Source organism: Williamsia sp. Y844, from assembly GCF_056786475.1.
The window spans coordinates 301244-324162 of the sequence record NZ_JBXCJB010000001.1 but is presented as its reverse complement, the minus strand read 5'-3'; the positions used below and the strand labels follow the sequence as shown (position 1 = coordinate 324162).

At 65.1% G+C, this 22919-nt stretch carries 20 protein-coding genes; 11 read left to right on the top strand and 9 right to left on the bottom strand.

Features of this window, described 5'->3' with window-relative positions:
* Positions 1 to 59 precede the first annotated feature (59 nt).
* The 3 genes from AC1TQG_RS01585 (at position 60) to AC1TQG_RS01575 (ending at position 2958) form a co-directional block, all read left to right on the top strand.
* Entirely contained in the window at positions 60 to 1004 is a 945-nt protein-coding gene (locus tag AC1TQG_RS01585) for an SDR family NAD(P)-dependent oxidoreductase (RefSeq protein WP_482135200.1), read from the top strand.
* Positions 1001 to 2086: an NADH:flavin oxidoreductase/NADH oxidase gene (locus AC1TQG_RS01580; RefSeq protein ID WP_482135199.1), complete on the top strand. Its 1086-nt coding sequence runs from the start codon at positions 1001 to 1003 to the stop codon at positions 2084 to 2086. Before AC1TQG_RS01585 ends, AC1TQG_RS01580 begins: the two co-directional genes overlap by 4 nt.
* Before the next feature lie 77 nt (positions 2087 to 2163).
* Positions 2164 to 2958, top strand: a complete 795-nt coding sequence (locus tag AC1TQG_RS01575; RefSeq protein WP_482135198.1) for a CPBP family intramembrane glutamic endopeptidase — start codon at positions 2164 to 2166, stop codon at positions 2956 to 2958.
* 26 nt (positions 2959 to 2984) lie between these two features.
* On the opposite strand, the gene AC1TQG_RS01570 is transcribed toward AC1TQG_RS01575, so the two are convergent.
* Together AC1TQG_RS01570 and AC1TQG_RS01565 are read right to left on the bottom strand one after the other, a co-directional pair.
* Positions 2985 to 3170 carry a YbdD/YjiX family protein gene (locus AC1TQG_RS01570; protein WP_482135197.1) on the bottom strand — a complete coding sequence of 62 codons (186 nt, stop codon included), beginning with the start codon at positions 3168 to 3170 and terminating at the stop codon, positions 2985 to 2987.
* A complete protein-coding gene (locus AC1TQG_RS01565) occupies positions 3167 to 5434 on the bottom strand; it encodes a carbon starvation CstA family protein (RefSeq protein ID WP_482135196.1) in 2268 nt (755 codons plus the stop codon). The genes AC1TQG_RS01570 and AC1TQG_RS01565 overlap by 4 nt, the downstream gene beginning before the upstream one ends.
* Positions 5435 to 5696: 262 nt before the next feature.
* Between AC1TQG_RS01565 and AC1TQG_RS01560 the strand changes: the two genes are divergently transcribed.
* Positions 5697 to 7040, top strand: coding sequence for a WS/DGAT/MGAT family O-acyltransferase (locus AC1TQG_RS01560; RefSeq protein ID WP_482135195.1), 1344 nt, complete (start codon positions 5697 to 5699; stop codon positions 7038 to 7040).
* Positions 7041 to 7054: 14 nt separating this feature from the next.
* Here the strand turns inward: AC1TQG_RS01560 and AC1TQG_RS01555 are convergent, their stop codons facing one another.
* Together AC1TQG_RS01555 and AC1TQG_RS01550 are read right to left on the bottom strand one after the other, a co-directional pair.
* Complete coding sequence (locus AC1TQG_RS01555) at positions 7055 to 7792, bottom strand: hypothetical protein (RefSeq protein ID WP_482135194.1); 738 nt, start codon at positions 7790 to 7792, stop codon at positions 7055 to 7057.
* A gap of 56 nt (positions 7793 to 7848) precedes the next feature.
* Positions 7849 to 8433 carry an HhH-GPD-type base excision DNA repair protein gene (locus AC1TQG_RS01550; protein ID WP_482135193.1) on the bottom strand — a complete coding sequence of 195 codons (585 nt, stop codon included), beginning with the start codon at positions 8431 to 8433 and terminating at the stop codon, positions 7849 to 7851.
* Between the two features lie 257 nt (positions 8434 to 8690).
* Here AC1TQG_RS01550 and AC1TQG_RS01545 point away from each other — a divergent pair, with 257 nt between their 5' ends.
* Positions 8691 to 10163: a sugar porter family MFS transporter gene (locus AC1TQG_RS01545; protein ID WP_482135192.1), complete on the top strand. Its 1473-nt coding sequence runs from the start codon at positions 8691 to 8693 to the stop codon at positions 10161 to 10163.
* Positions 10164 to 10181: 18 nt separating this feature from the next.
* On the opposite strand, the gene AC1TQG_RS01540 is transcribed toward AC1TQG_RS01545, so the two are convergent.
* From AC1TQG_RS01540 to AC1TQG_RS01525, 4 genes are all read right to left on the bottom strand, one after another.
* A complete protein-coding gene (locus tag AC1TQG_RS01540) occupies positions 10182 to 10898 on the bottom strand; it encodes a lysoplasmalogenase family protein (RefSeq protein ID WP_482135191.1) in 717 nt (238 codons plus the stop codon).
* A gap of 8 nt (positions 10899 to 10906) precedes the next feature.
* Entirely contained in the window at positions 10907 to 12091 is a 1185-nt protein-coding gene (locus tag AC1TQG_RS01535) for a lipase family protein (protein WP_482135190.1), read from the bottom strand.
* A 34-nt stretch (positions 12092 to 12125) separates the two neighbouring features.
* Positions 12126 to 13025: a hypothetical protein gene (locus tag AC1TQG_RS01530; protein ID WP_482135189.1), complete on the bottom strand. Its 900-nt coding sequence runs from the start codon at positions 13023 to 13025 to the stop codon at positions 12126 to 12128.
* 250 nt (positions 13026 to 13275) lie between these two features.
* Positions 13276 to 14097 (bottom strand): Rv1157c family protein, encoded by an 822-nt coding sequence (locus AC1TQG_RS01525; RefSeq protein ID WP_482135188.1) that lies wholly within the window; start codon positions 14095 to 14097, stop codon positions 13276 to 13278.
* 378 nt (positions 14098 to 14475) lie between these two features.
* On the opposite strand from AC1TQG_RS01525, the gene AC1TQG_RS01520 reads away from it, so the two are divergent.
* From AC1TQG_RS01520 to AC1TQG_RS01505, 4 genes are all read left to right on the top strand, one after another.
* Complete coding sequence (locus AC1TQG_RS01520; protein ID WP_482135187.1) at positions 14476 to 15501, top strand: thiamine ABC transporter substrate-binding protein; 1026 nt, start codon at positions 14476 to 14478, stop codon at positions 15499 to 15501.
* Positions 15502 to 15566: 65 nt separating this feature from the next.
* A complete protein-coding gene (locus AC1TQG_RS01515; RefSeq protein ID WP_482135186.1) occupies positions 15567 to 17150 on the top strand; it encodes an ABC transporter permease in 1584 nt (527 codons plus the stop codon).
* A complete protein-coding gene (locus tag AC1TQG_RS01510) occupies positions 17151 to 18230 on the top strand; it encodes an ABC transporter ATP-binding protein (protein ID WP_482135185.1) in 1080 nt (359 codons plus the stop codon). It begins immediately after the preceding gene.
* Positions 18223 to 18615: a (deoxy)nucleoside triphosphate pyrophosphohydrolase gene (locus AC1TQG_RS01505; protein WP_482135184.1), complete on the top strand. Its 393-nt coding sequence runs from the start codon at positions 18223 to 18225 to the stop codon at positions 18613 to 18615. Before AC1TQG_RS01510 ends, AC1TQG_RS01505 begins: the two co-directional genes overlap by 8 nt.
* 26 nt (positions 18616 to 18641) lie before the next feature.
* Here the strand turns inward: AC1TQG_RS01505 and AC1TQG_RS01500 are convergent, their stop codons facing one another.
* On the bottom strand, positions 18642 to 18824 hold the full coding sequence (locus AC1TQG_RS01500) for a hypothetical protein (protein WP_482135183.1): 183 nt from the start codon (positions 18822 to 18824) through the stop codon (positions 18642 to 18644).
* A 174-nt stretch (positions 18825 to 18998) separates the two neighbouring features.
* On the opposite strand from AC1TQG_RS01500, the gene typA reads away from it, so the two are divergent.
* Both typA and AC1TQG_RS01490 read left to right on the top strand, forming a co-directional pair.
* On the top strand, positions 18999 to 20909 hold the full coding sequence (gene typA, locus AC1TQG_RS01495; RefSeq protein ID WP_482135182.1) for a translational GTPase TypA: 1911 nt from the start codon (positions 18999 to 19001) through the stop codon (positions 20907 to 20909).
* Positions 20910 to 21014: 105 nt separating this feature from the next.
* Positions 21015 to 22916 carry an ABC transporter family substrate-binding protein gene (locus tag AC1TQG_RS01490; RefSeq protein WP_482135181.1) on the top strand — a complete coding sequence of 634 codons (1902 nt, stop codon included), beginning with the start codon at positions 21015 to 21017 and terminating at the stop codon, positions 22914 to 22916.
* Positions 22917 to 22919 lie beyond the last annotated feature (3 nt).

The following is a 22919-nucleotide window of genomic DNA, read 5'->3' as shown; positions in this document are numbered from 1 at the left end:
GCCGAAGCGGATCAATTATCCGAATCAGTTCGATCTCGATTCCACGACCAGGAGAAGCGATGAGCGAGAACACCACCCACTGGACGCTGGATCAGATGCCCGACCAGACCGGCAGGCGAGTGATCGTCACCGGAGCCAGTAGCGGTCTGGGCGCGATCGTGGTCCGGGAGTTCGCGGCACGCGGGGCAGAAGTGGTGTTGGCGGTCCGTGATCTCGACAAAGGGGAGCGGGTGGCAGCTGCGGTACGCGTTGCGCACCCGGAAGCGCGCTGCCGGGTCGACGAACTGGATCTGGCCGACCTCGCTTCAGTGGACGCATTCGCTGCCCGGATGCTGGATGACGACATCCCGCTGGACGTCCTCGTCCTCAACGCGGGCATCGCGAACCAGCCGCATGTGGTCACCGTCGACGGCATCGAGAGCACCTTCGCCACCAACGTAGTCGGACACTTTGTTCTGGCCGACCGGCTGTTGCCACTGCTCGAACGCGGTGATGATGCCCGCGTGGTCAGCGTGGGTTCCAACCTCTATCGCCGGTTCCGGGCCGACCTCGAGTTCGGGGACCTGACGTTCGGTCATGACCACTCACCGAACGGTGCGTACGTCCGCTCGAAAGTTGCGAGCGTGCTCTTCGCCGCCGAACTCGAGCGGCGATTGCGTGGGATGAATTCGTCGGTCCGCAGTTTCATCGCACACCCCGGCCTGAGCACCACACCCATGCATGACGCAGCAACCGGCATCCTGCAGAAGACGGTCATGGCGCTCGCGCACGCGACCATCTCCCGAGATGCCGGCGAGGGCGCCCTCCCGATCCTGTATGCCGCGACAAGTGAGGACGCACAGGTCGAACGTCTCATCGGGTGGCATCTGCGCCGGTCGGACAAGCGGATCTGGAGCGATGAGTTCGTCGGCGCAGGCCTGGATGTCTCGCTCGCGCAGCAACTGTGGACCCGGCTGTCTGCCGTCGGAATCGATGAAGACTCTCGATCGTTGTGGACCGTATGACCCTCCCCGCGCTCTTCACACCGATCACACTCCGCGGACTGACGATTGCCAACCGCGTGTGGCTGGCGCCGATGTGTCAGTACAGCTGCTTTGCAGGGGACGGCCTGCCAACCGACTGGCATCTGGTCCATCTGGGCAGCCGGGCGACCGGCGGGTTCGGCCTCATCATGACCGAGGCAGCGGCCGTCAACGCGGAGGGCCGGATCAGTCCGCAGGACGCCGGGATATGGAGTAGTCGACATACCGAGGCGTGGCGACGGATCGTCGACTTCGTCCACGATCAGGGATCGGCGATCGGGATGCAGCTCGCGCACGCCGGACGCAAGGCGTCGACGTACGCTCCGTTCGCGGAGGCCGGTGGGTCGATCTCGCCCGCCGATGGAGGTTGGGTGACCAGCGCCCCGTCGGCGATCGCGTTTGACGGACACAGCACCCCGGAGGCCCTGAGCCGCAAGGGGATCGATGACCTGGTCCAGGCATTCGCCGCAGCGGCCCGCCGCGCCGACGAGGCCGGGTTCGACGTCATCGAACTCCATGCGGCCCACGGGTATCTGATCCACCAGTTCCTCTCACCGTTGTCCAATCACCGCGAGGACATGTACGGCGGCGACTTCGCCGGACGCACACGTTTTCTGATCGAGGTCGTCGAGGCGGTGCGCGCGGTGTGGCCGCCGGACAAGCCGCTGTTCGTCCGGCTCTCGGCCACCGACTGGACCGAGGGCGGCTGGACACCCGAGGACAGTGCGGAGCTCGCAGGCATCCTTCAGACCCGGGGTGTGGACCTCATCGATACCTCATCGGGGGGCAACGTCGCGGCGGACATCCCGGTGGGCCCGGACTATCAGGTGCCGTTTGCCCGGACCATTCGTGAGAAGTCGGGGGTGCCGACTGCCGCGGTCGGTTTGATCACCGAGCCCGGACAGGCTGAAAAGATCCTCACCTCCGAAGCCGCCGACGCGGTCCTGCTCGCTCGCGCCGCCCTGCGCGAGCCGGCCTGGCCACTGCGCGCCGCGCACGAACTCGGACTCGATACGGCCCAGGCGCCTTACGCGCCCCAGTACGTCCGTGGTGCGTGGCGGTGACCGAGGTCGGTCAGCACCGGACCTGACGTTTATCGGCGGCGCACCGTTAGCCTTGCGTAGTGAAAACACCGAAACCCATGACTGCACCGCGAATCGGCGGGCGACAACTTTCCTACATTGCGTTCGCGGTCGTCGTCATCGCGTACCTGGTGATCATCCAGTTCGGTGGCCGACTCATCGCGGGTTGGGGTGACGAGGACGACACCCTGACCACCCGCGGGGTCGTCTTCACGATGGTGATCCCACTCGGGCTCGCCCTGGCGTTCACGTATGCCGTTGTCGCAGCGTTGGGTTGGTGGCGACCGGTGATCAAGGACGACCGCCCGGTCAGCCGCTGGGTGTGGGTGGTGCCCATCGTTCTGCTTGTCGCCATCCTGATCGGCATCGACTACAGCGCGCTCGCCGACAAAGGGTGGCTGTTCATCGTTGTGCTGCTCGTTGCGACCCAATTCGTCGGGTGGGGCGAGGAAGGTATGTTCCGCGGTATCGGTGTGACCATGCTGCGCAACCACGGCCTGCGAGAGGGCCGAGTTGCGTTGTGGTCCAGCCTCATCTTCGGTGCAGTCCACCTGACAAACGTCTTCGGCAATGGTGCCTCCGCGATCCCGCAGGCGATCATGGTCAGCTTCGCCGGCTACTTCTTCTATCTGACCCGCCGGGTCTCGGGCAACAACGCCCTCAACTCGATACTGCACGGACTCTTCGACTTCGCACTACTCAGCGGGTCAGCGATCCTCCTGGACCAGCAGAGCTACGTCGGGGCCTTCGCCCCCATCCTCGTGTACCCGATCCTGGCCATCATCTTGTTCGTCAAACGGCACGACATCGAACCATCCCGCCGCGACGGTACCGCGGTCACGTCTGCCGCGTAGCAGGCGTTCTCGCGGTCGCCGACGAATCAGCAGCAGCGGCCTTGCGGATTGTTGTCCTGCGCGGCGTAGCGATGTCGCCAGTAGTCACGCTCGGTCAACGGCGCCGTGTCCGGATGTCGTGAGCGGTGGTATGCGATGTAGCGCTGATAGTCGTTGTCGCCCATGACCGACCCGATGTACCAACGCACCGCCCGGATGCCGCGCCGCGTCATCGAACCACTGGTGGTGGCTTCTCCTTGAGGTACTCGTCCCATTCTCGCTGCACCTCCTTTTCTGCCGGTGTTGCGATCATCCCGCTGGGTGCGAAGATGCTGGACTCGGTCGGTTCGTCCTCGGTGGTGGGGAGGCCGCGATTGCGAATCGCCTTGATGGACACGAATATTGCCGCAATGACGACGATCAGGACGAGCACCGCAAACACGATCGACAACGTGCCCTGGATGAACGTATTGCGGATCACGGCATCGATCTCTCCGGATGTTTTCGCGTTTTTGAAGACGGTCAGGCCTGAATCCTTCGCATCGACAAAATCTTGATGCTGTTGCCAATAGCCGATGGCCGGATTGTTCGAAAAGATCTTCTCCCACGATGCGGTCATGGTCACGACCAGATCCCAGACCAGCGGAACACCGGGGATCCACGCCCATTTGAACAGTCCGCGTTTGAGCACGATCACCAGCACCACCGTCAACGCGATTGCGGCCAGCAACTGGTTGGCGATGCCGAAGAGCGGGAACAGGGTGTTGATGCCGCCGAGGGGATCGGTCACACCCATCAGCAGGATCGACCCCCACAGGCCCACCACGATCAGGGTGCACAACCAGGCGCCGGGACGCCACGAAGGATCTTTGAAACGCTTGCCGCCCTTCACATTGCTGAGCCCGTCCGAGAGCATGAACCGGGCGACGCGGGTCCCGGCGTCCACGGTTGTCAGGATGAACAATGCCTCGAACATGATCGCGAAGTGATACCAGAAGGACCGCAACGATTCTCCACCGAACGCACTCTGCATGGTGTCGGCCATGCCCATCGCCAGTGTTGGTGCGCCACCGGTCTTGGAGATGATCGACTGTTCGCCGACTGCTCTGGCCGCTTCCTCCAATTGCGCGGCGGTGGCAGGTTCACCCCGCAGGCCCGGCAGGCCGTTGACGTATTCCGCAGCGGTTTCCGGGGTTCCACCGGTGACCGCCGCCGGTGCGTTCATCGCAAAGTACAGGTGCTGATTGAGGATGCAGGCGGTGATCAACGCCATGATCGCTACAAACGACTCGGTCAGCATGCCGCCGTATCCGATGATCCGCGCCTGACTTTCCTTCTCGAGCATCTTCGGTGTTGTCCCCGAGGCGATCAGCGCATGGAAGCCCGAGAGTGCGCCGCACGCGATGGTGATGAAGAGGAACGGGAACAACGCTCCGGCAAAAGCCGGACCCTCACCGTTGCTCGCGAACTCGCTGACCGCCGGTGCTTGCATCACCGGTCGTGCGATCACGATGCCCAGTGCCAGCAGCACGATCGTGCCGACCTTCATGAAGGTCGACAGGTAGTCGCGCGGTGCCAGCAGCAGCCAGACGGGCAACACCGCCGCGGCGAATCCGTAGATGATGATGCACCAGCTCAGGACCACGGGTGAAAGGCTGAAAAGGTCGCGGCCCCAGCCCGATTCACCAACCCAGCGTCCTGAGATGATCGCCAGTATCAGCAGCGCGAAGCCGATCAGCGAGACCTCTGACACCCGGCCCGGCCGCAGAACGCGCAGATACACACCCATGAACAGTGCGATGGGGATGGTCATGGCGATCGAGAAGACACCCCAAGGACTTTCGGCCAACGCGTTGACAACCACCAGGGCCAGCACCGCGATCAAGATGATCATGATGGCGAAGACAGCGATCAATGCTGCAAATCCACCGATATCTCCGAGTTCGTCGCGGGCCATCTGCCCGAGGCTTCTGCCTCGTCGCCGCACCGAGATCGAGAGCACCAGGTAATCCTGGACGCACCCGGCGAGCACCGCGCCGATGATGATCCAGATGGTGCCGGGCAGGTAGCCCATCTGCGACGCCAGCACCGGTCCCACCAGCGGCCCGGCGCCGGCGATGGCCGCGAAGTGGTGGCCGAACAACACCCGTCGATCGGTGGGCATGTAATCCTGGGCGTTGTCGAGGACCTCGGCCGGGGTGGCGTGATCATCGCGCGGACGGACGATCTTCATCTCGATGAGCCGCGCGTAAAACCGGTAGCCGATGATGTATGTGCAGATCGCGGCGATGACAAACCAGACGGCGTTGACGGACTCGCCACGCACAAACGCGATGATCGCCCAGGCGAACGCGCCGACGATGGCGATCACCGCGAAGATGACCCGCTTTCCGACTGTCATCGGGCTGCGATCGATGACCGCCACCGGCGGTAGATCGGGGTCGGTGCGGATCAGATCGATGTTTGGGTCCGGTCGGCGTTCCTGGGTGTCGGTCACCGTGACTCCTGGGTGCGTTGTGGGCGGTAGGAGGCTACCTCCCCATTGTGACGCGCATCACACAATGCTCGGTCCAGATCAGTGATCTTCACCCTTCCGATCGATGGTCGCTGCGCTCATCGGGTGATGGTGCTCTTGCCGAGCGCCCGCGACGCGGGTGTCGGTGGGTCCCGGGACTGAGCCCCAGGCGGATTGTCGGGTGGCCGGATCAGGGAGCGCGGAACCTCGTGTGCGTGCCTCACGGCTTCGGTAGGTTCTCCTCATGGAGCGAATGGCGCCGGTCGACGCCCAGATGTACTGGATGTCGGACAAGATCCCCAACGACCAGTTCCTGCTCTACGCCTTCACTGGCGTGCCGCGCCAGATCGATGCCGCGATCGACGATGTCCTCGAGCGGGCGCGGGCGGTGGCAGATCTGGGTCTTCGGATCGCCGACGTCGACTGCGCTCTCGACTACCCGTACTGGGTCCGCGGCGGCGTCGACCGCGACCAGATCGTGGTGCACAGCGAAGGATCCACCGAGTGGTCCGATTGTCTACGGGTGGTGGCGGGACTGGCCGATGACCAGCTCGACGCACGGGAGTGCACCTGGCGGCTGCATCTGTTCGAGGCCGTGGAAAGAGTGCCGAACTGTGGCCTCGCGGCCACCGTGGCAGTGCTGCAGGTGAGCCACGCGCTGGCCGACGGGCGCCGATCATCTGACCTGGCCCGTGCGATCTTTGCGCCGCAGGATCCCGGCGAATCGGTCACCGCCGAGGTCGATACGCCCTATTCGGTGGTGCACGCTGCCGTGCTTGCGGCCGTCCGCCTACCCCAACAGCTCGGGGTGCTGGGCCTGCGGGCGGTGGAGGCCACCCGTACCCATCGCCGGCTGGTCGACGACGTCGCCGCCGGGGCCGTGCCTCCGCCATCGGAAGGTCGACCGCTGCTGTCGACCAACACCCGTCCGGACGGCGACCGGGCGATCCGCACCCTGGTGCTGCGTCGCGACGACTTCCCCGGTCCGACGGTGACCATCAGCGCGCTCACCGCGATCTCGTTGGCTCTGTCCGATCACTTGCGTTCGATCGGCGAGGATCCCACCACTCTCGGCGCCGAGGTGACGATGGAGAAGTTCGGGAAACCGATGGCGCGCAACCACTTTCGAAACGTCGGTATCGGATTGTTCTCGGGGACGGCCGCGCTGGATGATCGGACGGCGCGCATTGCGCAGGCACTGGGGGAGCGGCAGCTGCGTAACAGCCATCCGGCACTGCGGGCCTCCGACGAAGCCTTCGCGGCGATACCCGCACCGCTACTGCGTTGGGGTGTGGCGCAATTCGATCCGGCCGTGGTCCCGAAGAGGGTCAATGGCAACACCGTGGTGTCGAGTGTGAATCGGGGTGGCGCCGACCTGAGATTCGGGGGGCGACCAGTCGCGTTCACCGCAGGCTATCCGGCGCTCTCGCCGGTGATGAGTGTGACGCACGGTGTGCACGGCATCGGCGACACAGTCGCGATCAGTGTCCATGCCGCTGGGTCGGCGATGGACGACATCGACGGCTACATGGATATGTTGCAGGCCTCGATCGCTTGGAATCAGATCGTCAGGGCTTCCGGCCGCTAGTGCTGCGAGCCGCTCTATTCGTGGCCGTTCTTGCTGCGCACCAACCGTTTCGGCAACCGTCCGACGAGTTCTCCGAGCGGTGCGACGGCGTCATTGAGCGCCTCAGCGGCAGAATTGAGTTCCAGCACCGTCTCCTGGAGGCTCGCGATACTCGGGGGCAGCTGAGCCAGCATCTCGACGAGTTCGGAAAGGCGGTCGATGGGGCCGCCCGGGACGATGGCCCGTTCCAGGGCGCCGCCCTCGCCGACGAGTTGTTCCAGCAGGCCCTCTTCGACGGTCAGCCGATCGAGGAAACCTTCGTCCTCGGAGATCCGGTCGAGTAGACCACCCTCTTTGGTGAGTTTGGCGAGCACCCCGTCCTCGGACAGCAGGCGATCCACCGGCCCGCCCCGCGACAGCAGCCGGTCGAGTGGGCCGCCGGCCTCGGTCATCTGGTCGAGCACCCCATCGTCGGCCAGGACGCGTTCGACCAGGCCGTCCTCGGCGAGCAGGCGGTCGAGTGGGCCGCCGCGCGCGAGGATTCGTCCGAGTGAGCGGTCTTCTTCGAGCAGTTCACCGAGCTGGTTGAGCAGCTGCAACGGGCTGCGGAACGCAGGTGTCTCCCGCATGCCCATCGTGACGGCGATTTCGTGGTGTGCGTTCTCTACGGCGATCCGGCTGAGCGCAACGGTGGCCTCGACGGCGCTGAGCGCGGCGCCTGCCACCGCAAAGCCCAGCCGCGTCGGGATCTCGATCACCAATCTGGCATCCATGACTTCACCCTAGGGGTTCGGCATAACTCGCGGACACATTCACCGCCTTGGCCGGCTCAGTCGGCTTTTGCCGCCTTGGCTGCAGCTTTCGCCTTCTTCTTGAACTCGCGGACTTCCTGCAGGCTCACATTGTCGACGACATCAGCTACCGATCGGCGTTCGCCGTCGTTGCCGTAGTCCCCGGCAGCCTGGCGCCAGCCCTCCGGTTCCACACCCACCTGCTTGCCGAGCAGTGCGAGGAAGATGCGGGCTTTCATGTCGCCCCAGCCAGGCAGCGATTTGAGGCGTTTGAGCACCGTCTTGCCGTCCGGATCGCCCTCAGTCCAGATGGCCGAAGGGTTGCCGTCGTAGTTGTCGACGATGAAAACCGCGAGATCATGGATGCGCTTGGCCATCGAACCGGGGAAGCGGTGGATGGCCGGGGTCTGCGAGCACAGGGCCACGAACTCATCCGGATCGGAGGCAGCGATCTTCTGCAGATCGAAGCCGTCCATCCGCTCGGCGATTTTCTGCGGGCCCTTGAATGCCGCTTCCATCGGGAACTGCTGATCCAGGGTCATACCGACAACCAGCGCGAAGTCGTCGACGGACAGGAGCTTGTCGGCTTCTGGTTCTTGCGCGATACAGATGTGGCGGGTCATGCGGACCTCCGGTGGCCGGGAAAATTCTGCCAGTCCAGCTTATCGGCAGTGCTGCGAGCGGCCCAGAGCGTCCCGGCGAACCGGTTGGATGCACAAGAGTTGGGTCAATCCGCAGTGCTCGGTCGGTGGTGGTCGAGCCAGAGATGGATTGTCTTCTACCGACTTACGGACTCGTAGGGGACTGAGGGCGTAACGTCAGCTGGTGGCGAAACCTGTCAGAGCCGGCAGCCGCCGCCCGGAAGGTAGGTGTGATTCCTATGTCCACTGGTGCTGCGCAGGACCCAAGGTCGGCGGCGGCCGGAGAAGCCCACGTGGCCAAGGTCATCGGGGTCACCGTGGCCGCTGCAGTGGGTGGTTTTCTTTTCGGCTTCGACAGCTCTGTGGTCAACGGCGCCGTCAACTCCATCCGCGACCAGTTCGAGCTGAATCACTTCATGCAGGGTTTCGCGGTCGCGATCGCGCTGCTCGGATGTGCCCTCGGTGCCTGGTTCGCGGGCCGGCTGGCAGACATCTGGGGTCGCAAGAAAGTGATGTTGCTTGGCTCGGCGTTGTTCATCGCGTCGGCGATCGGCACCGGTCTGGCGTTTGCGGTCCTGGACCTGTTGTTCTGGCGTGTGATCGGTGGCCTCGGGATCGGTATCGCGTCGGTGATCGCCCCGGCCTATATCGCGGAGATCGCCCCGGCCCGTTACCGCGGTGCACTCGGATCACTGCAGCAGTTGGCCATCACCATGGGCATTTTTGTTGCCCTGCTCTCGGACGCACTGATCGCCGACAGCGCAGGCAATGCCTCCAACGACTTCTGGTTGGGTCTCGAGGCCTGGCGATGGATGTTCATAGTCGGCGTCATCCCGGCACTGGTCTACGGGGTGCTGGCGCTCCTCATCCCGGAGTCACCGCGTTATCTGGTGGGTAGCAATCTCGATGAAGAGGCCGCGCGCATTTTGACCGAGGTGACGGGGGAGGTCGATCCACTGGCCCGCGTCAAAGAGATCCGGTTGACCCTCAAACGCGAATCTGCGGTGTCCATCAAGGACATTCGTGGCCCGTCGTTCGGCCTGCATCCGCTGGTGTGGGTGGGTATCTGGATTGCTGTGCTGCAGCAGTTCGTCGGGATCAACGCAATCTTCTACTACTCCACGACGCTGTGGCAGTCGGTCGGATTCAGCGAAAGCGAATCGTTCCGGACCTCGGTCATCACGGCCGTGATCAACGTGGTGATGACCTTCGTTGCGATCATGTTCGTCGACCGGATCGGCAGGCGACAGCTGTTGCTGATCGGCTCTGTGGGCATGTTCATCGGACTCGTGATGGCGTGTGTCGCGTTCACGCAGCAGATCGGGTCCGGTGACAACATCTCGCTGCCCGACCCATGGGGTGTTGTCGCACTCATCGGTGCCAACCTGTTTGTGGTCGCATTCGCGGCCACCTGGGGCCCGGTGATGTGGGTGATGCTCGGAGAGATGTTCCCCAACCGCATCCGCGGTGTGGCATTGGGTGTGTGCACGGGCGTGAACTGGCTTGCCAACTTCACCATCTCGCTGCTCTTCCCCGAACTCAACAGCGTGCTGGGACTGGCATGGATCTACGGATTCTTTGCATTCTGCGCGTTCGCGTCCTGGTTCTATGTGCACAGCAAGGTGCCCGAAACCAAGGGGATGGAGCTCGAAGACATGGATACACTCGGAGAGGTGGAGGCAGCTCTCAAGAGACAGAAGAAGGCACAATAGCGCCGCCCCGGCGTGAGTTCACCTGGCGGCGTGGGCGCGTCGGCTGACGCTGTCCAGGCCGTCGAGGAGCAACATCTGTGCCACAAAATATGTCGACAGGACCGATGCCTCTGCGACTGCACGAAGGCCCTTGTTGCGCAGCAGGTATCGACGATTCATCAGGATCGCATCGGAAGCCATGAACGTGATTCCGCCCATGGCCAGTCGGCGTGTGGGGTCATTCGAGTCTCCACCGGTGAGTACCGGATCGCCTGCGGTCGCCGCCATGGTCGCCAACGCCGCGCCGTATGTTCCCAAGACCGGGAGCAGGCGGGGGGAGTTGAGTACCAGCAGTGCGGTGACCTCGTTCATCAGCCCGAAGCGCGCGAGCAGTCGGCGTTTGTCCGGCCGGGCTCCGTGCCGCGTCAGCAAACCGAGATAGGACAGATGCGCGAGCCCGAACATCGTTGCACCGGTTTGGATCTGCCGATCCTTCTCGGGACCGGTTGCGAACTCCTCGCGGTACATGAAGTAATCACCTGCGGCCGACGCGGCGATCGCAGCGCTCAACAGTGCATTGTCGACCCCGGACCGCTCACGTGCACCGCGCGCTACACCCACGGCCAACGCGGCCAGGGCAGCGGGTTTGGCGACGGCCACACCGGGCCGCCATCCCGCGGCGCCGGCGGCCGAAACCGCCAGCGTCGCAGCGACGAACACTTTTCGCTCGGGGAGCTCCCAAGCCGGTAGGCGCATGTGCCTGTCTACCTGGCGAACAGTGCGGTCACAAAGGCGGAAGCGTCAGGCAATGCTGCCGCGGCCGTTCCTTGTCCGTCCACCGGGTAGGTACGGATGGTTGTCGACTGGCTCGACGTCTCGACCCGGCCCAGGAAGTCCAGCGTGTACGGCAGGATCACCTGGGTATCGAGCAGGCCCTGGCCGAAGAACACCGGCTTGACGTACCCGGTGTCGGGCACTCCGAGGTAGGCCTCGACGATGGGACGAAGATTCGGGACCGACAGCACAGGCCGGCTGAACAGCTCGTTCAAACTTGTTCCTGCAACATCCCGTTGCAACTCGGCCGAACACATCGTCACAGCTTTGTCGGCCAGCGACTTACCCGCTGCGGTCAGGTACGAGTCGAGGTTCAGCTCGGGATGCGACCCGCGGATACCGGCGATGGCGTACAGCACCTCGGCGGTCAGGTCGGAAGGCAGTGGCACCGGGATGAATTCGGGGCCGGCGTTGAGCACGAGTTCGCCGAGGTTGGCCGGAACACTGGTGACCGTAGCGCCGCGGAAATCCAGTTCCGGACCCTGGATCTGCGTTGCGCTGCGGGCCGTGGCCAGCGCAGCTGTTGCGCCGCTGCCGTTCCCGTTCACAACCCACTGATCAGAGAGATCGTCGGTGATGTCGTGGGCAGCCCTCACGGCATCAACGATGTTGTGGGCCTTGATGGTTGTCTGCAGGTCGGGGAGTGCACCCTCGACGCCGAGGCCGGCGTAGTCGGAGGCGACAACCGCATAGCCCTTCCGCAGCCACGGCGTGATGTCGTTCCAGTTGGCGGCCGATTCGGTTTTACCCGACCACGACGGTGCGCACTTGTCCGCCAATCCGACGGTGTCATGTGCCCAGGCCACCACCGGCCAGCCACCCTCTGGTGCTTCGCCGCGGGGGAGATAGACAGCGGCACTGCTCAACTCGGTGCGGTCGGTGGCGGCATTCGTCCAATAGGTGAAGCGGTCGGCGGATCCCGCGCCGGTCACCCAACGATCGTCGGGCAGGCCGATGTTGGCAAACACCTTGCCTGCGGTTCCACCCGTCGGAACCGGGTCTGCGGTTGCGATACCGGCGGCACCGAGGCCTCCGGCGACCACCGCGGCAAGTGCGGTGGCGGTGAGGCTGCGGGTACCGATCCGGCGTAGTGCTTGCTTGTGAACACTCTTCATGACTACTTCTCCTACCAAGGTCCGCGTACGCGGACTAAACCTGCGTGATCCCGATCATCGGGAGGAAGAAACAACTGCGGCTACCGTTCTGCACGGTGCCGAATACGGCGGAAAGCACGGTGCCGTTGCCGGTCTCGACCGGGGCCAGTCGTGAACCGGGCAGGCTCATGGCCTTTGCCGCAGGGTTGATGAAAGCGCGAACCGTTGCTTCTTCGCCGGGGGTCAGGTTTCGGACCTTCTTGACCTGTTCGATCAATTTGTCGACGATCGTGGTGCCCACCGGGGCCATGTCCTCGAACCCGCCCTGGAGCGTGTTGACGTTGAACCAGGCGACCTGCATGCCGGTGGCTTCGCCGTCGGCGGTGATCCCGGACGGGAAGAAGCCGAACAGCGTTTCACCGTCGTCCACGATGTTGGGTGAGAAGGTCGCGGGAATCAGGCTTTTGAACAGGTCCGGGATCTTCACTCCGGGGATGACATACGGGCCGGGTGCGGCGCCGCCGACGGCGGGCACGAGTCCGAATGGGTTGTCCTCGGTGGCCTCGACACAGTTGAAGGCGACGGTGGGGTTGATGAAGGATTGGATGCCCAGTTTGCGCAGGGCCTCATCGGCCGCTGCCAGTGACCCGGCGATGTCGGTGGCGTCTGCGACCGGCGTCGCGGTGAGCTCGGCGGCCGGTGTGGACTCGATCTGCGAGGTGCCTCCCAGGAGTGCCTTCGCAGCGGCCAGGGCGGCGGGATCGCCCGCAGACTTTCCGAGCTCGGCGATCGCGGCCGTCAGTGCGTCGTCGCCGGGGATCTGGTTCGGCGCGGTCAGCGTGGCCGTCTCGGGTGCGACCGGTTCTGCGCCGGCTACGGCCGGGGACAGCAGGGCGGCGAACGCCACAACCGCCAGTGTGGCGGCGCTGCGGCGAAACATCGTTGAGCTGGGCATGGATCTCCTTGGACAGACGCGGGGTCGCACCTGTTACGTCTGTGACAGGTGTGACCAATGGTGCTCTTGTTACACAAGACCACGGTGTGGGAGCTCTGTGCAAGTTGCGAGTTCAACCTGTGACTCAACCGCGACCGTTCCGGTGTTCGGCTGTGCATCAACAGATCTGGTGTGGCCGGTGGAGTGTGACGGGCCACAAAAAACAGGCGCCGACCCGAAGGTCGACGCCTGCTGTGGAGTACTCCGGTGGCTAGATGACGGCCAGTCCGACTGTGGGAACGATCGTGCAGCTCACGGTCTTGTCCTCGGTCTTGGTGGTCACGTTGCCGTAGATTGCCGAAATCACGCGGCCCTGACCGGTTTTCACGACCGTGGTGAAGGTTCCGGGGCCGTCTGCGGCATTGATCCGGTCATTGCGGCGCAGGTTCTGCTGTCCGGTCTGGCCGGTGTCGATGTTGATCCAGGCAACGGTCAGCGGGGCAGCGTCGTTGTTCAGTGCCGGCCCGGTGCCGAGGCTGGTGTAGACGTATCCGGCCTCGCCCTTCTTGGGGCCGGGGGCCGGCGCCTGCTGCGGTCCGGCGGTCACCAGTGCGGAACCGATGGAGTTGCCGCCGGGGATGCAGCCCTGGCCGATGGTCGGGTAGAGGAACTGCTGGATGACCGGTGCGCCCGGGCCGGACGGGATGTCCGGGCCGCCGCCGCCGGAGCCGTCGAGGAAGCTGACGACCTTGTCCCAGATCACGGCGAGTTCTGGCGGTAGCGCCGGATCGGCCGCGAGCACCTTGGCGTTGGAGAGCAGGCTGGCATCGACCTTGCCGTCGGCACCGGGGGTGGCGACCGAACCGATGATGGCGGGCACAAACGCGCCGAGCGACTGCAAGGTGGCTTCGTCGATCTCGAGGTTGGCGGGTATCGGCGGGAACGCGGCTTCGTCAGCGGATGCGACAGCGGGCAGTGTCAGCGCCGCTGTGGCGGCGATGGCCACGGTCGTGACCGCGCGGCGGACATTCAGGCCTGTCGAGGCCTTGCGGAAGCGCCCGCGGCTGCGGTCTGCCTGCTGATTCAAAAGCACTGTTCGTGGTGTCCCATCTCGCGTGGAGCCCGACTGATCACGGCTCAACATCTCTATCGCCGTGCTGACGGTAACCGTTTCATTCTTCTGCCGCCAGTAGCCCTAGCCAGTAGGCGGACCTGTTCTCGTCGCCCTGGGACCATACCGTGTGACTGGAGTTGCCAGTGGTGCCGGTGATGCAATTGTGATGTCACATTGAGGGCACGAAGGAAGAGTCGGCCTGATCCGAAAGTCGCTGATGGCGCATCAGATGTGATCGTCACGCTCCGCTTCCGGGCAACCTCCCCGGGCCTGCTTAGATTCACGAAGACAGAACGAACACGCGATGCAGGGAACCAGGCCCGCTGTTCTCACTGAACAAACCCACTTGGAGGGTCGATGCTTCGACGAATACAGCTCGCCGCAGCGCTCGTTGCATTATCGGTCGGGGCCGGTGTCCTGACTGCATGTGGCGATTCCGGTTCCTCGGACGAGGTGGTCCTGCTGACCCACGACTCCTTCGCGCTACCGGACGAACTGCTGGCCTCGTTCGAGGACGAGACCGGGCTGACCCTCAAGGTGGTCCGGGAAGCAGACGCCGGACAGCTGTCGTCGTCGATCGCGCTCACCGCCGGCTCACCCCGGGGTGATGTCGTCTACGGCATCGACAACACCTTTGCCTCCCGGGTCCTCGACGCCGACGCGATCGAGCCCTATACGAGTCCGGACAACAATCTCGGACCGCAGCAATACGCGCTCGGCGAACCCAATCGGCTGACCGCGATCGACCGCGGCGACGTGTGTGTCAACGTCGACACCGATTGGTTCACCGAACGCGACGTCGCACCACCCGCGAACCTCGAAGATCTGACCGACGCCCGGTACAAGGGGTTGACCGTGGTTATGGACCCGGCCACCTCGTCACCCGGCATGGCATTTCTGCTCGCGACGATCGCCGCCTATCCGGCCGATGGTGCATGGGAAGGATATTGGGAGCGCCTGCGCGCCAACGACGTGAGCGTGGCCCCCGGCTGGACCGAGGCTTACAACCAGGAGTTCACCGCCGGGGAGGGGCAGGGCAGCAAACCCATCGTGGTGTCGTATGCGTCGTCGCCTGCCTTCCTGCCGACCACCAAGGCCCTGCTGAACACGTGCTTCGCGCAAATCGAGTATGCAGGCGTCCTGCGCGGCGCGGAGAACGTCGACGGCGCCCAGCAGGTGGTCGACTTCCTGCTCAGCGAACCGGTACAGGCAGCTCTGCCCGAATCGATGTACGTCTACCCCGTCCGTACCGGAACGCCGCTGCCTGCCGACTGGGCGCAATTCGCACCCCAGCCCGAGTCTGCTGCCACGATGCCGCTGGAGGTCATCGCCGAGAACCGGGAAGCCTGGCAGCAGGAGTGGCGCACCGTCATGGGTCGCTGACCGCGGTGCCCCTTCGCGCAACCACCCGGCACCCACCCTCAAGGTGGGGGTCCGGAACGGGCATCGTGGCCGCCGCGGGCGCGCTTCCGCTGGTGTTCGTGGGGGTGATGTTCGGGTGGCCGCTGGTCGCTCTGGCCGTCCGTGCGTTCGGCGATGGCTCGGGCATCGATCTCATCGGGTTGCTCGACGATGCCAATGCCGCACATCTGTTGTGGTTCACCGTTGCCCAGGCCGCGGCGAGCACCGTGCTCACCTTGATCGTCGGCCTGCCGGTGGCTTGGGTTCTGGCAAACTTCGAACTGCGGGGAGCGCTGGCGATACGGGTCATCGTCACCATTCCCTTTGTGCTGCCCACCGTGGTGGTGGGGGTCGCGTTCACCGCACTACTCGGCGACCGTGGCCCGCTCGGCTGGCTCGACATCGGATCGTCGGTGTGGGCGATCCTGTTGGCGCACATGTTCTTCAACGTCGCGGTTGTGGTGCGCACCGTCGGTTCGGTCTGGGGTCAGCTCGATCCGCGTGCCGAACAGGCCGCTCGGACGCTGGGTGCCGACCGTCTGCACGTGCTGCGAACGGTCACGCTCCCGGCCCTCGCCCCGGCGATCGCGTCGGCAGCGTCGGTGGTTTTCCTGTTTTGCGCCACCAGCTTTGGCGTGGTCCTCATCCTCGGTGGCGGCCGGTACAACACCATCGAGACCGAGATCTACCGGCAGGCCATCGGATTCTTCAAACTGCCTGCTGCCGTGGCCCTGTCGATGATCCAGATCCTCGTGGTCGCGGTGGTGGTCGCGATCAGCGCGGTGTTGAGCAGGCGGGCCCGGGGAGTCGGTGCCCCCCGTCGTCGCCGCCGACCGCAAGGGGCGCAGCGCGTGGTGGTCGGCGCCATCGTCGCGTTCGTCCTGGTCGTACTGCTGGCCCCGCCTGCCGTCCTGGTCTGGCGTTCGGTCCGGCCCACCGTCGGTGGAAGCTGGAATCTGGACGGCTACCGGGCGCTGACGGAACCGATCAACGGTGAAACCCCTTGGGAGACCATGCAGTACTCCCTGATCAGCGCGCTCTGGGCGACCGTGATCGCGCTGGTCCTCGGTCTGCTCGGGGCACTGGCTCTCTCCCGTGCCCGTGGCGTGTTCGGTGGGGTCGCGACGGGGGTTGCGATGCTCCCGCTGGGCGTCAGCGCCGTCACGGTCGGTCTGGGCTATCTGGTGATCCTGACCTCGATGCCTCGTGAGGTCGCGACCTCGCCGGCTGTTGTTCCGGCCGTGCAGGCGCTGATCGCGACGCCGCTTGTGATCCGCATCCTGGTACCGGCGATGGGTCTGGTCGATCTGAGGCTTCGGCAGGCGGCGGCAACCCTCGGTGCCGGGCCCCTGCGGGTCTGGTGCACCGTTGATCTCCCGATCATCTCCAGAGCGCTCTGTGCGGCGACCGGTTTCGCGTTTGTGATCGCGATCGGTGAGTTCGGCGCCACCAGCTTCGTGGCGCGGCCCGACACCACCACGGTGCCGGTGCTGATCGGCACGTCACTGTCGCGTCCCGGAGCGGGTAACTTCGGCACTGCGATGGCCTGTTCGGTGATGATGCTGGTGGTGACCGCGGTGGTGGTGGCCCTCATCGAGGTCGTCCGCCGGGACGAGGGAGGTGAGTTCTAGATGCTCGAATTATCCTCTGTGACAGTGAGTTATGGATCAGAAGTGATCATCGACGATCTGGATCTTTCGATCGGGACCGGGGGAGCGACCATCACGGCGTTGCTGGGGCCGTCCGGATGTGGCAAGTCGACACTGATCCGTGCCATCGCCGGTCTGGAGCCGTTGTCCGCGGGAACGATCACGTTCGACGGGATCGATCTCGCGCCGACCCCGACCCACCGTCGCGACTTCGGGGTGGTGTTCCAGGACGGTCAGCTGCTCCCCGGGCGCAGCGTCGCCGACAATGTCGGATACGGACTGCGGGTCCGACGCTGGCGCAAGCCCGTCATCGCACGCCGCGTGGCCGAGCTACTCGATCTGGTCGACCTGCCCGGCCTCGGCAACCGGAAGGTGGCCGAGCTGTCCGGTGGTCAGCAACAGCGGGTGGCGCTCGCCCGGGCGCTGGCTCCACGACCCCGGCTGCTCCTACTGGACGAGCCGCTCTCTGCGCTCGACCGGCAGTTGCGTGATCGCCTCGCGCTGCAGATCGCCGCGATCATCGGTGCCACCGGCACTCCGACCATCATGGTGACCCACGACCATTCCGAGGCCGCGATGATGGCCGATCGCATCGCGGTGATGGACGGCGGCCGGATCGTCCAGGACGATCATCCCGAAAAGCTTTGGCGTGCACCGCGGACCGAGCGGATCGCGCAGTTCATCGGCTGCACGACGGTCTGCGAAGCAAACATCTCCGCGGGTGTTCTGCAGAGCCCGCTCGGTCGTGTTGCGGTCGATCTGCCCGACGGCGCCGTCCGGGTCGGACTGCGCCCAGAGGCGGTCCTGGCCACACCGTTCGTCGACGGGGCAGGCGGCGTCGGCGGCGTCGTCCGGCATGTGGCATCACTGCCCGAGGGGACCCGGGTGCGGGTGACGGTCGCCGGTCTGGATGTCGATGCTGTCGGAGATCCGCGGCTCGCGGTCGACGATCAGGTCTCGATCGCGCTCGACCGCAGCCGGATCGCCATCATCTCCGGTCCGCCCGCCAAATCACTCATCGAGACGGCCGAGGAACAGGGAACAGCGGGCCGCAATGCGTGAGGTCGTGGCCGGTGCGGTCATCAGCGAAGGTCGGTTGCTACTTGCTCAGCGCACGTATCCGGCCGAGGTGGCCGGGTTGTGGGAGCTGCCAGGGGGCAAGGTCGAGGTAGGGGAGACCCGGGCCCAGGCGCTCGAGCGTGAACTCGCCGAAGAGTTGGGGATCACGGTCGCGGTCGCCGGCCAGATCGGAGAGCCCGTACCGCTGCGTACAGATCTGGTTCTGGTCGCGATGGCCGCGACACTGCTCGCCGGCCGGCCGCATCCGCATGAACACTCTGCCGTCGGCTGGGTGGATGCCGACGACCTCCGGCGGATGGCCGGCGCCGGGGAGCTGGTACCTGCCGATGCGGTGTGGCTGGACGACCTGATCGCGCTGCTCCGCTGATGAGGTCCGATGTGGTGGCGAGGGGCTCAGGCGGCGCGTGATCGAACTTTTTTGAGGGCTTTGGTCAGCTCTTTGTTCGACAGGCCCGCAGAGGAGTATTTTTGCATCTTGTGGATCACAACCGGGCAGCGAAGGCAACGGGTTGAACTGCGGCAGCACTTCTTTTTCGGCTTCATCTCGCAGACATCTGCCGCCTTCTTCTTGCCCATGTATCCGCCTTCCAAAGGTCCCGCACCTAGTGGAAAGTTAGGTTAGCACCACCTTAATTTGTGGGCTTCAGTGGATTGTGACGCCGCTCTCATTGCGGGACCACGTATCCTTGTGTGGTTTGAGCACCAGGCTCGACTGTTTTGACATGCCCACTTCACGTCCGGAGAACTTCAGTGACTTCTGCCCCCAATTTCCGCAACGTTGCGATTGTTGCGCACGTCGACCACGGGAAAACGACCCTGGTTGACGCGATGCTGCGGCAATCGGGAGTGTTCGAAGAACGAGCGGAACTCGTCGACCGGGTCATGGACTCGGGCGACCTCGAGCGCGAGAAGGGCATCACCATTCTCGCGAAGAACACCGCGGTGCACCGTCGGCAGCCCGACGGCACCGAGGTTGTCATCAACGTGATCGACACCCCCGGCCACGCCGACTTCGGTGGTGAGGTCGAGCGCGGCCTGTCGATGGTCGACGGCGTGGTGCTGTTGGTCGACGCCTCTGAAGGCCCGCTGCCGCAGACCCGCTTCGTGCTGCGTAAAGCCCTGGCCGCGTCGCTGCCGGTGATCCTGCTGGTCAACAAGACCGACCGTCCCGACGCCCGCATCGCCGAGGTTGTCGAAGAGAGCCACGACTTGCTCCTCGACCTGGCGTCGGACGTCGATGACGAGGCCGCCGCAGCTGCCGAACTCGCTCTCGATCTGCCGGTTCTCTACGCATCGGGCCGTGCCGGAGTCGCCAGCACCGTTGCTCCCGAGAACGGTCAGGTTCCCGATGCCGAGAACCTCGACGCCCTGTTCGATCTTTTGCTGTCGTATGTGCCTGCCCCCAAGGGTGATCTCGACGCGCCCCTGCAGGCCCACGTCACCAACCTCGACGCCTCGCCGTTCCTCGGCCGGCTCGCGCTGGTCCGCCTCTACGCCGGCACCCTGAAGAAGGGCCAGACCGTCGCCTGGCTACGTGAGGTCGACGGCCAGCCCGTCACCGAGCGCGCCAAGATCACCGAGCTGCTTGTCACCGTCGGCGTTGCGCGAACCCCCGCGGAAGTCGCCGTTGCCGGCGACATCGTGGCTGTGGCAGGTATGCCGGAGATCATGATCGGTGACACCCTCGCCGACATCGACCATCCCATCGCATTGCCGCGTATCACCGTTGACGAGCCGGCCATCTCGGTGACCATCGGCACCAACACCTCGCCCATGGTCGGCCGCGTGAAGGGCCACAAGCTCACCTCGCGCATGGTCAAGGACCGCCTCGACAGCGAGCTGGTCGGTAACGTCTCGCTGCGCGTCCTCGACATCGGTCGTCCGGACGCCTGGGAGGTCCAGGGCCGTGGTGAGCTGGCGCTGGCCATCCTCGTCGAGCAGATGCGTCGTGAAGGCTTCGAGCTGACCGTCGGCAAGCCCCAGGTGGTCACCAAGCAGGTCGACGGCAAGCTGCACGAGCCGTTCGAGCACCTCACCGTCGACGTCCCCGAGGAGTACCTCGGTGCGGTCACGCAGCTGCTGGCCGCCCGCAAGGGCCGTATGGGCGACATGGCGAACCATGGCAGTGGCTGGGTCCGCATGGAGTTCATCGTTCCGTCGCGTGGCCTGATCGGTTTCCGTACCGACTTCCTCACCGAGACCCGCGGTACCGGTATCGCCAACGCCGTGTTCGACGGCTACGGCCCGTGGGCCGGCGAGATCCGCGCCCGCCACACCGGTTCGCTGGTCTCCGACCGGTCCGGAACGGTCACCCCGTTCGCGATGATCCAGCTCGCCGATCGTGGAACGTTCTTCGTCGAGCCGGGCGCGGACACCTACGAGGGCATGGTCGTCGGTATCAACCCGCGTATGGAAGACCTCGACATCAACGTCACCAAGGAGAAGAAGCTGACCAATATGCGTCAGTCTTCCGCCGACGTGATGGAGACCCTGGCCAAGCCCATCAAGCTCGAGCTCGAAGCCGCGATGGAGTTCTGTACCGACGACGAGTGTGTCGAGGTCACCCCTGAGGTGGTCCGGGTGCGCAAGGTCAATCTCGACTCCAACACCCGCGCCCGCGAGCGGTCAAAGACGAAGTCTCGTAACCAGAGCGTGAGCTAGAAGGACGCCATCGGCGGTCGAGTACCGACCGCCGATGGCGCACTGATCTTGACCGGCGGACAGAGGAATCGGGTTTTGGGTAGACGACGGACAACAGCGACTCCGATGGCCGCGGTCGCGCTGTCCTGCCTGCTGTTCCTGACAGCATGCGTCGCCGATCCGCCGCCGCCGGTGCAGCAGACGAACTCGGTCCCGCCGGAGCCCGCCGAGCCCTCGGGCCGGGTGCTCTACGTGGCAACCGACTCGATCGGCAACGGGTTCAATCCGCATCTGGCCGCCGACCAGTCGGCGGCCACCACCGCAGTCGCGGCGATGACCCTGCCGAGTTCGTTTCGGCCGACAGCGCAGGACGGCCGGGTCGCGTGGCTGATGGACGAGGCGTTGCTGACCAGCGCCGAGGTCACCGGTACCGACCCGTTCGCGGTCACCTACAAAATCCACGAGGACGCGCAGTGGTCGGACGGATTGCCGATCACCGCAGAGGATTTCATCTACCTCTGGCAGCAGATGTCCCGGCAACCCAACGTGACCGCACCTGCCGGCTACCGCATGATCACCGACGTCCGCAGCTCCGCGGGCGGCAAAGAGGTCACCGCGACGTTCGCGGCGCCGTACCCGGCGTGGCGTGAACTGTTCAACGACCTGCTGCCCTCGCACGTCCTCAAAGGCGCGCCCGGTGGCTTCCAGACCGGCATGGACAGCGGTTTCCCGGCCTCCGGTGGGCCCTTCACGATCAGCGGCATCGACCACAGTCGTGACGAGGTCCGGCTGATCCGCAACGACAGGTTCTGGCTGACACCGGCCGGCGTCGACCGGATGACCTTGCGCCGCGCGGGAACCACCAGCCAACTGGCCGATTCGATGCGCTCCGGCGACACCCGGGTCGTGGCGGTCAGCGCCGGCGAGGCACTCGGCGCCACCCTCGGCAGCATCGGTGGGGTACTGACCGGCCGCGTCGCGCAATCCCGAACCCTGGGCATGACGGTCAACACCCGCACGGAGTCGATGTCGAACATCGACCTGCGCCGTGCGGTTCTGGGAACCATCGACACCAGACTGGTGACGTTCGCCGCCGCCGACGACACCGAGGTACTCCCGGACACCAACTCCGTCTATGCGCCGTCCGACCCGGGTTACTACCCGGTGGCGCGTCCGGCGGTTTCCCCCGAGCAGATCGAAGGGTGGCTGGCCGCAGCGGGATACCAGCGCGGCCCGGCGACACCGCAACCCGATCCGCCCACTTCTTCCGGCGCACCGAGCACGAGCGCGGCGCCCACGACCACGACGACCACCACCGAGGTGACATCGACGACCGCGCCGAGCGATCTGCCGACGCTGCCCGCCGGCACACAGCCGGTCGAGCAGGGCGACGGGCAGCCGCTGGTGGTCCGGGTCGGATCGGTCACCGGCGATCTTCGGACGGGCGCTGCGGCGGCCAACATCGTCGACCAACTGAACCGCGCGGGAATCCGTGCCACGAGTGTCGCGATGTCGACCGCCGAGTTGTACAGCTCGAGCCTGACCGGCGGAGACGTCGATCTGGTGGTGGGCTGGAGCCGGGCCGGTGAATCACCGGCCACCGCGCTCGCGTCGAACACCGAATGTCTGAGCACCGAAGAATCCACCGAGACGAGTGCATCGCCGGACTCGGACAGCGAGCCGTCGAACACGTCGGCCCCGGAGCCATCGGCCACCTCTTCACAGGCCCCGCCGTCGGAGACCGAAGAGGCCGAACGCAACGAACCGCGTTACACGAGCAATGTCTCGGGCCTGTGTGACCCCGAATTGCAGGAGATCGCGACCCGCGCCATCTCGGCGGAGGATCCGGCAGAGGATCTGCGCACCGCTCAGCGCCTGCTCGATGAACGCTCGGTGTATCTGCCGGTGTATCAGGATGTTCTGACCACCGCCGTCTCTCCTCTTGTCGCCGGCGTCCCGGTCACCGGTCCGGTGCAGACCGGCATCTACGGTGACTCCGCCCTCTGGCGCCAGCAGACCGGTAACTGAAAG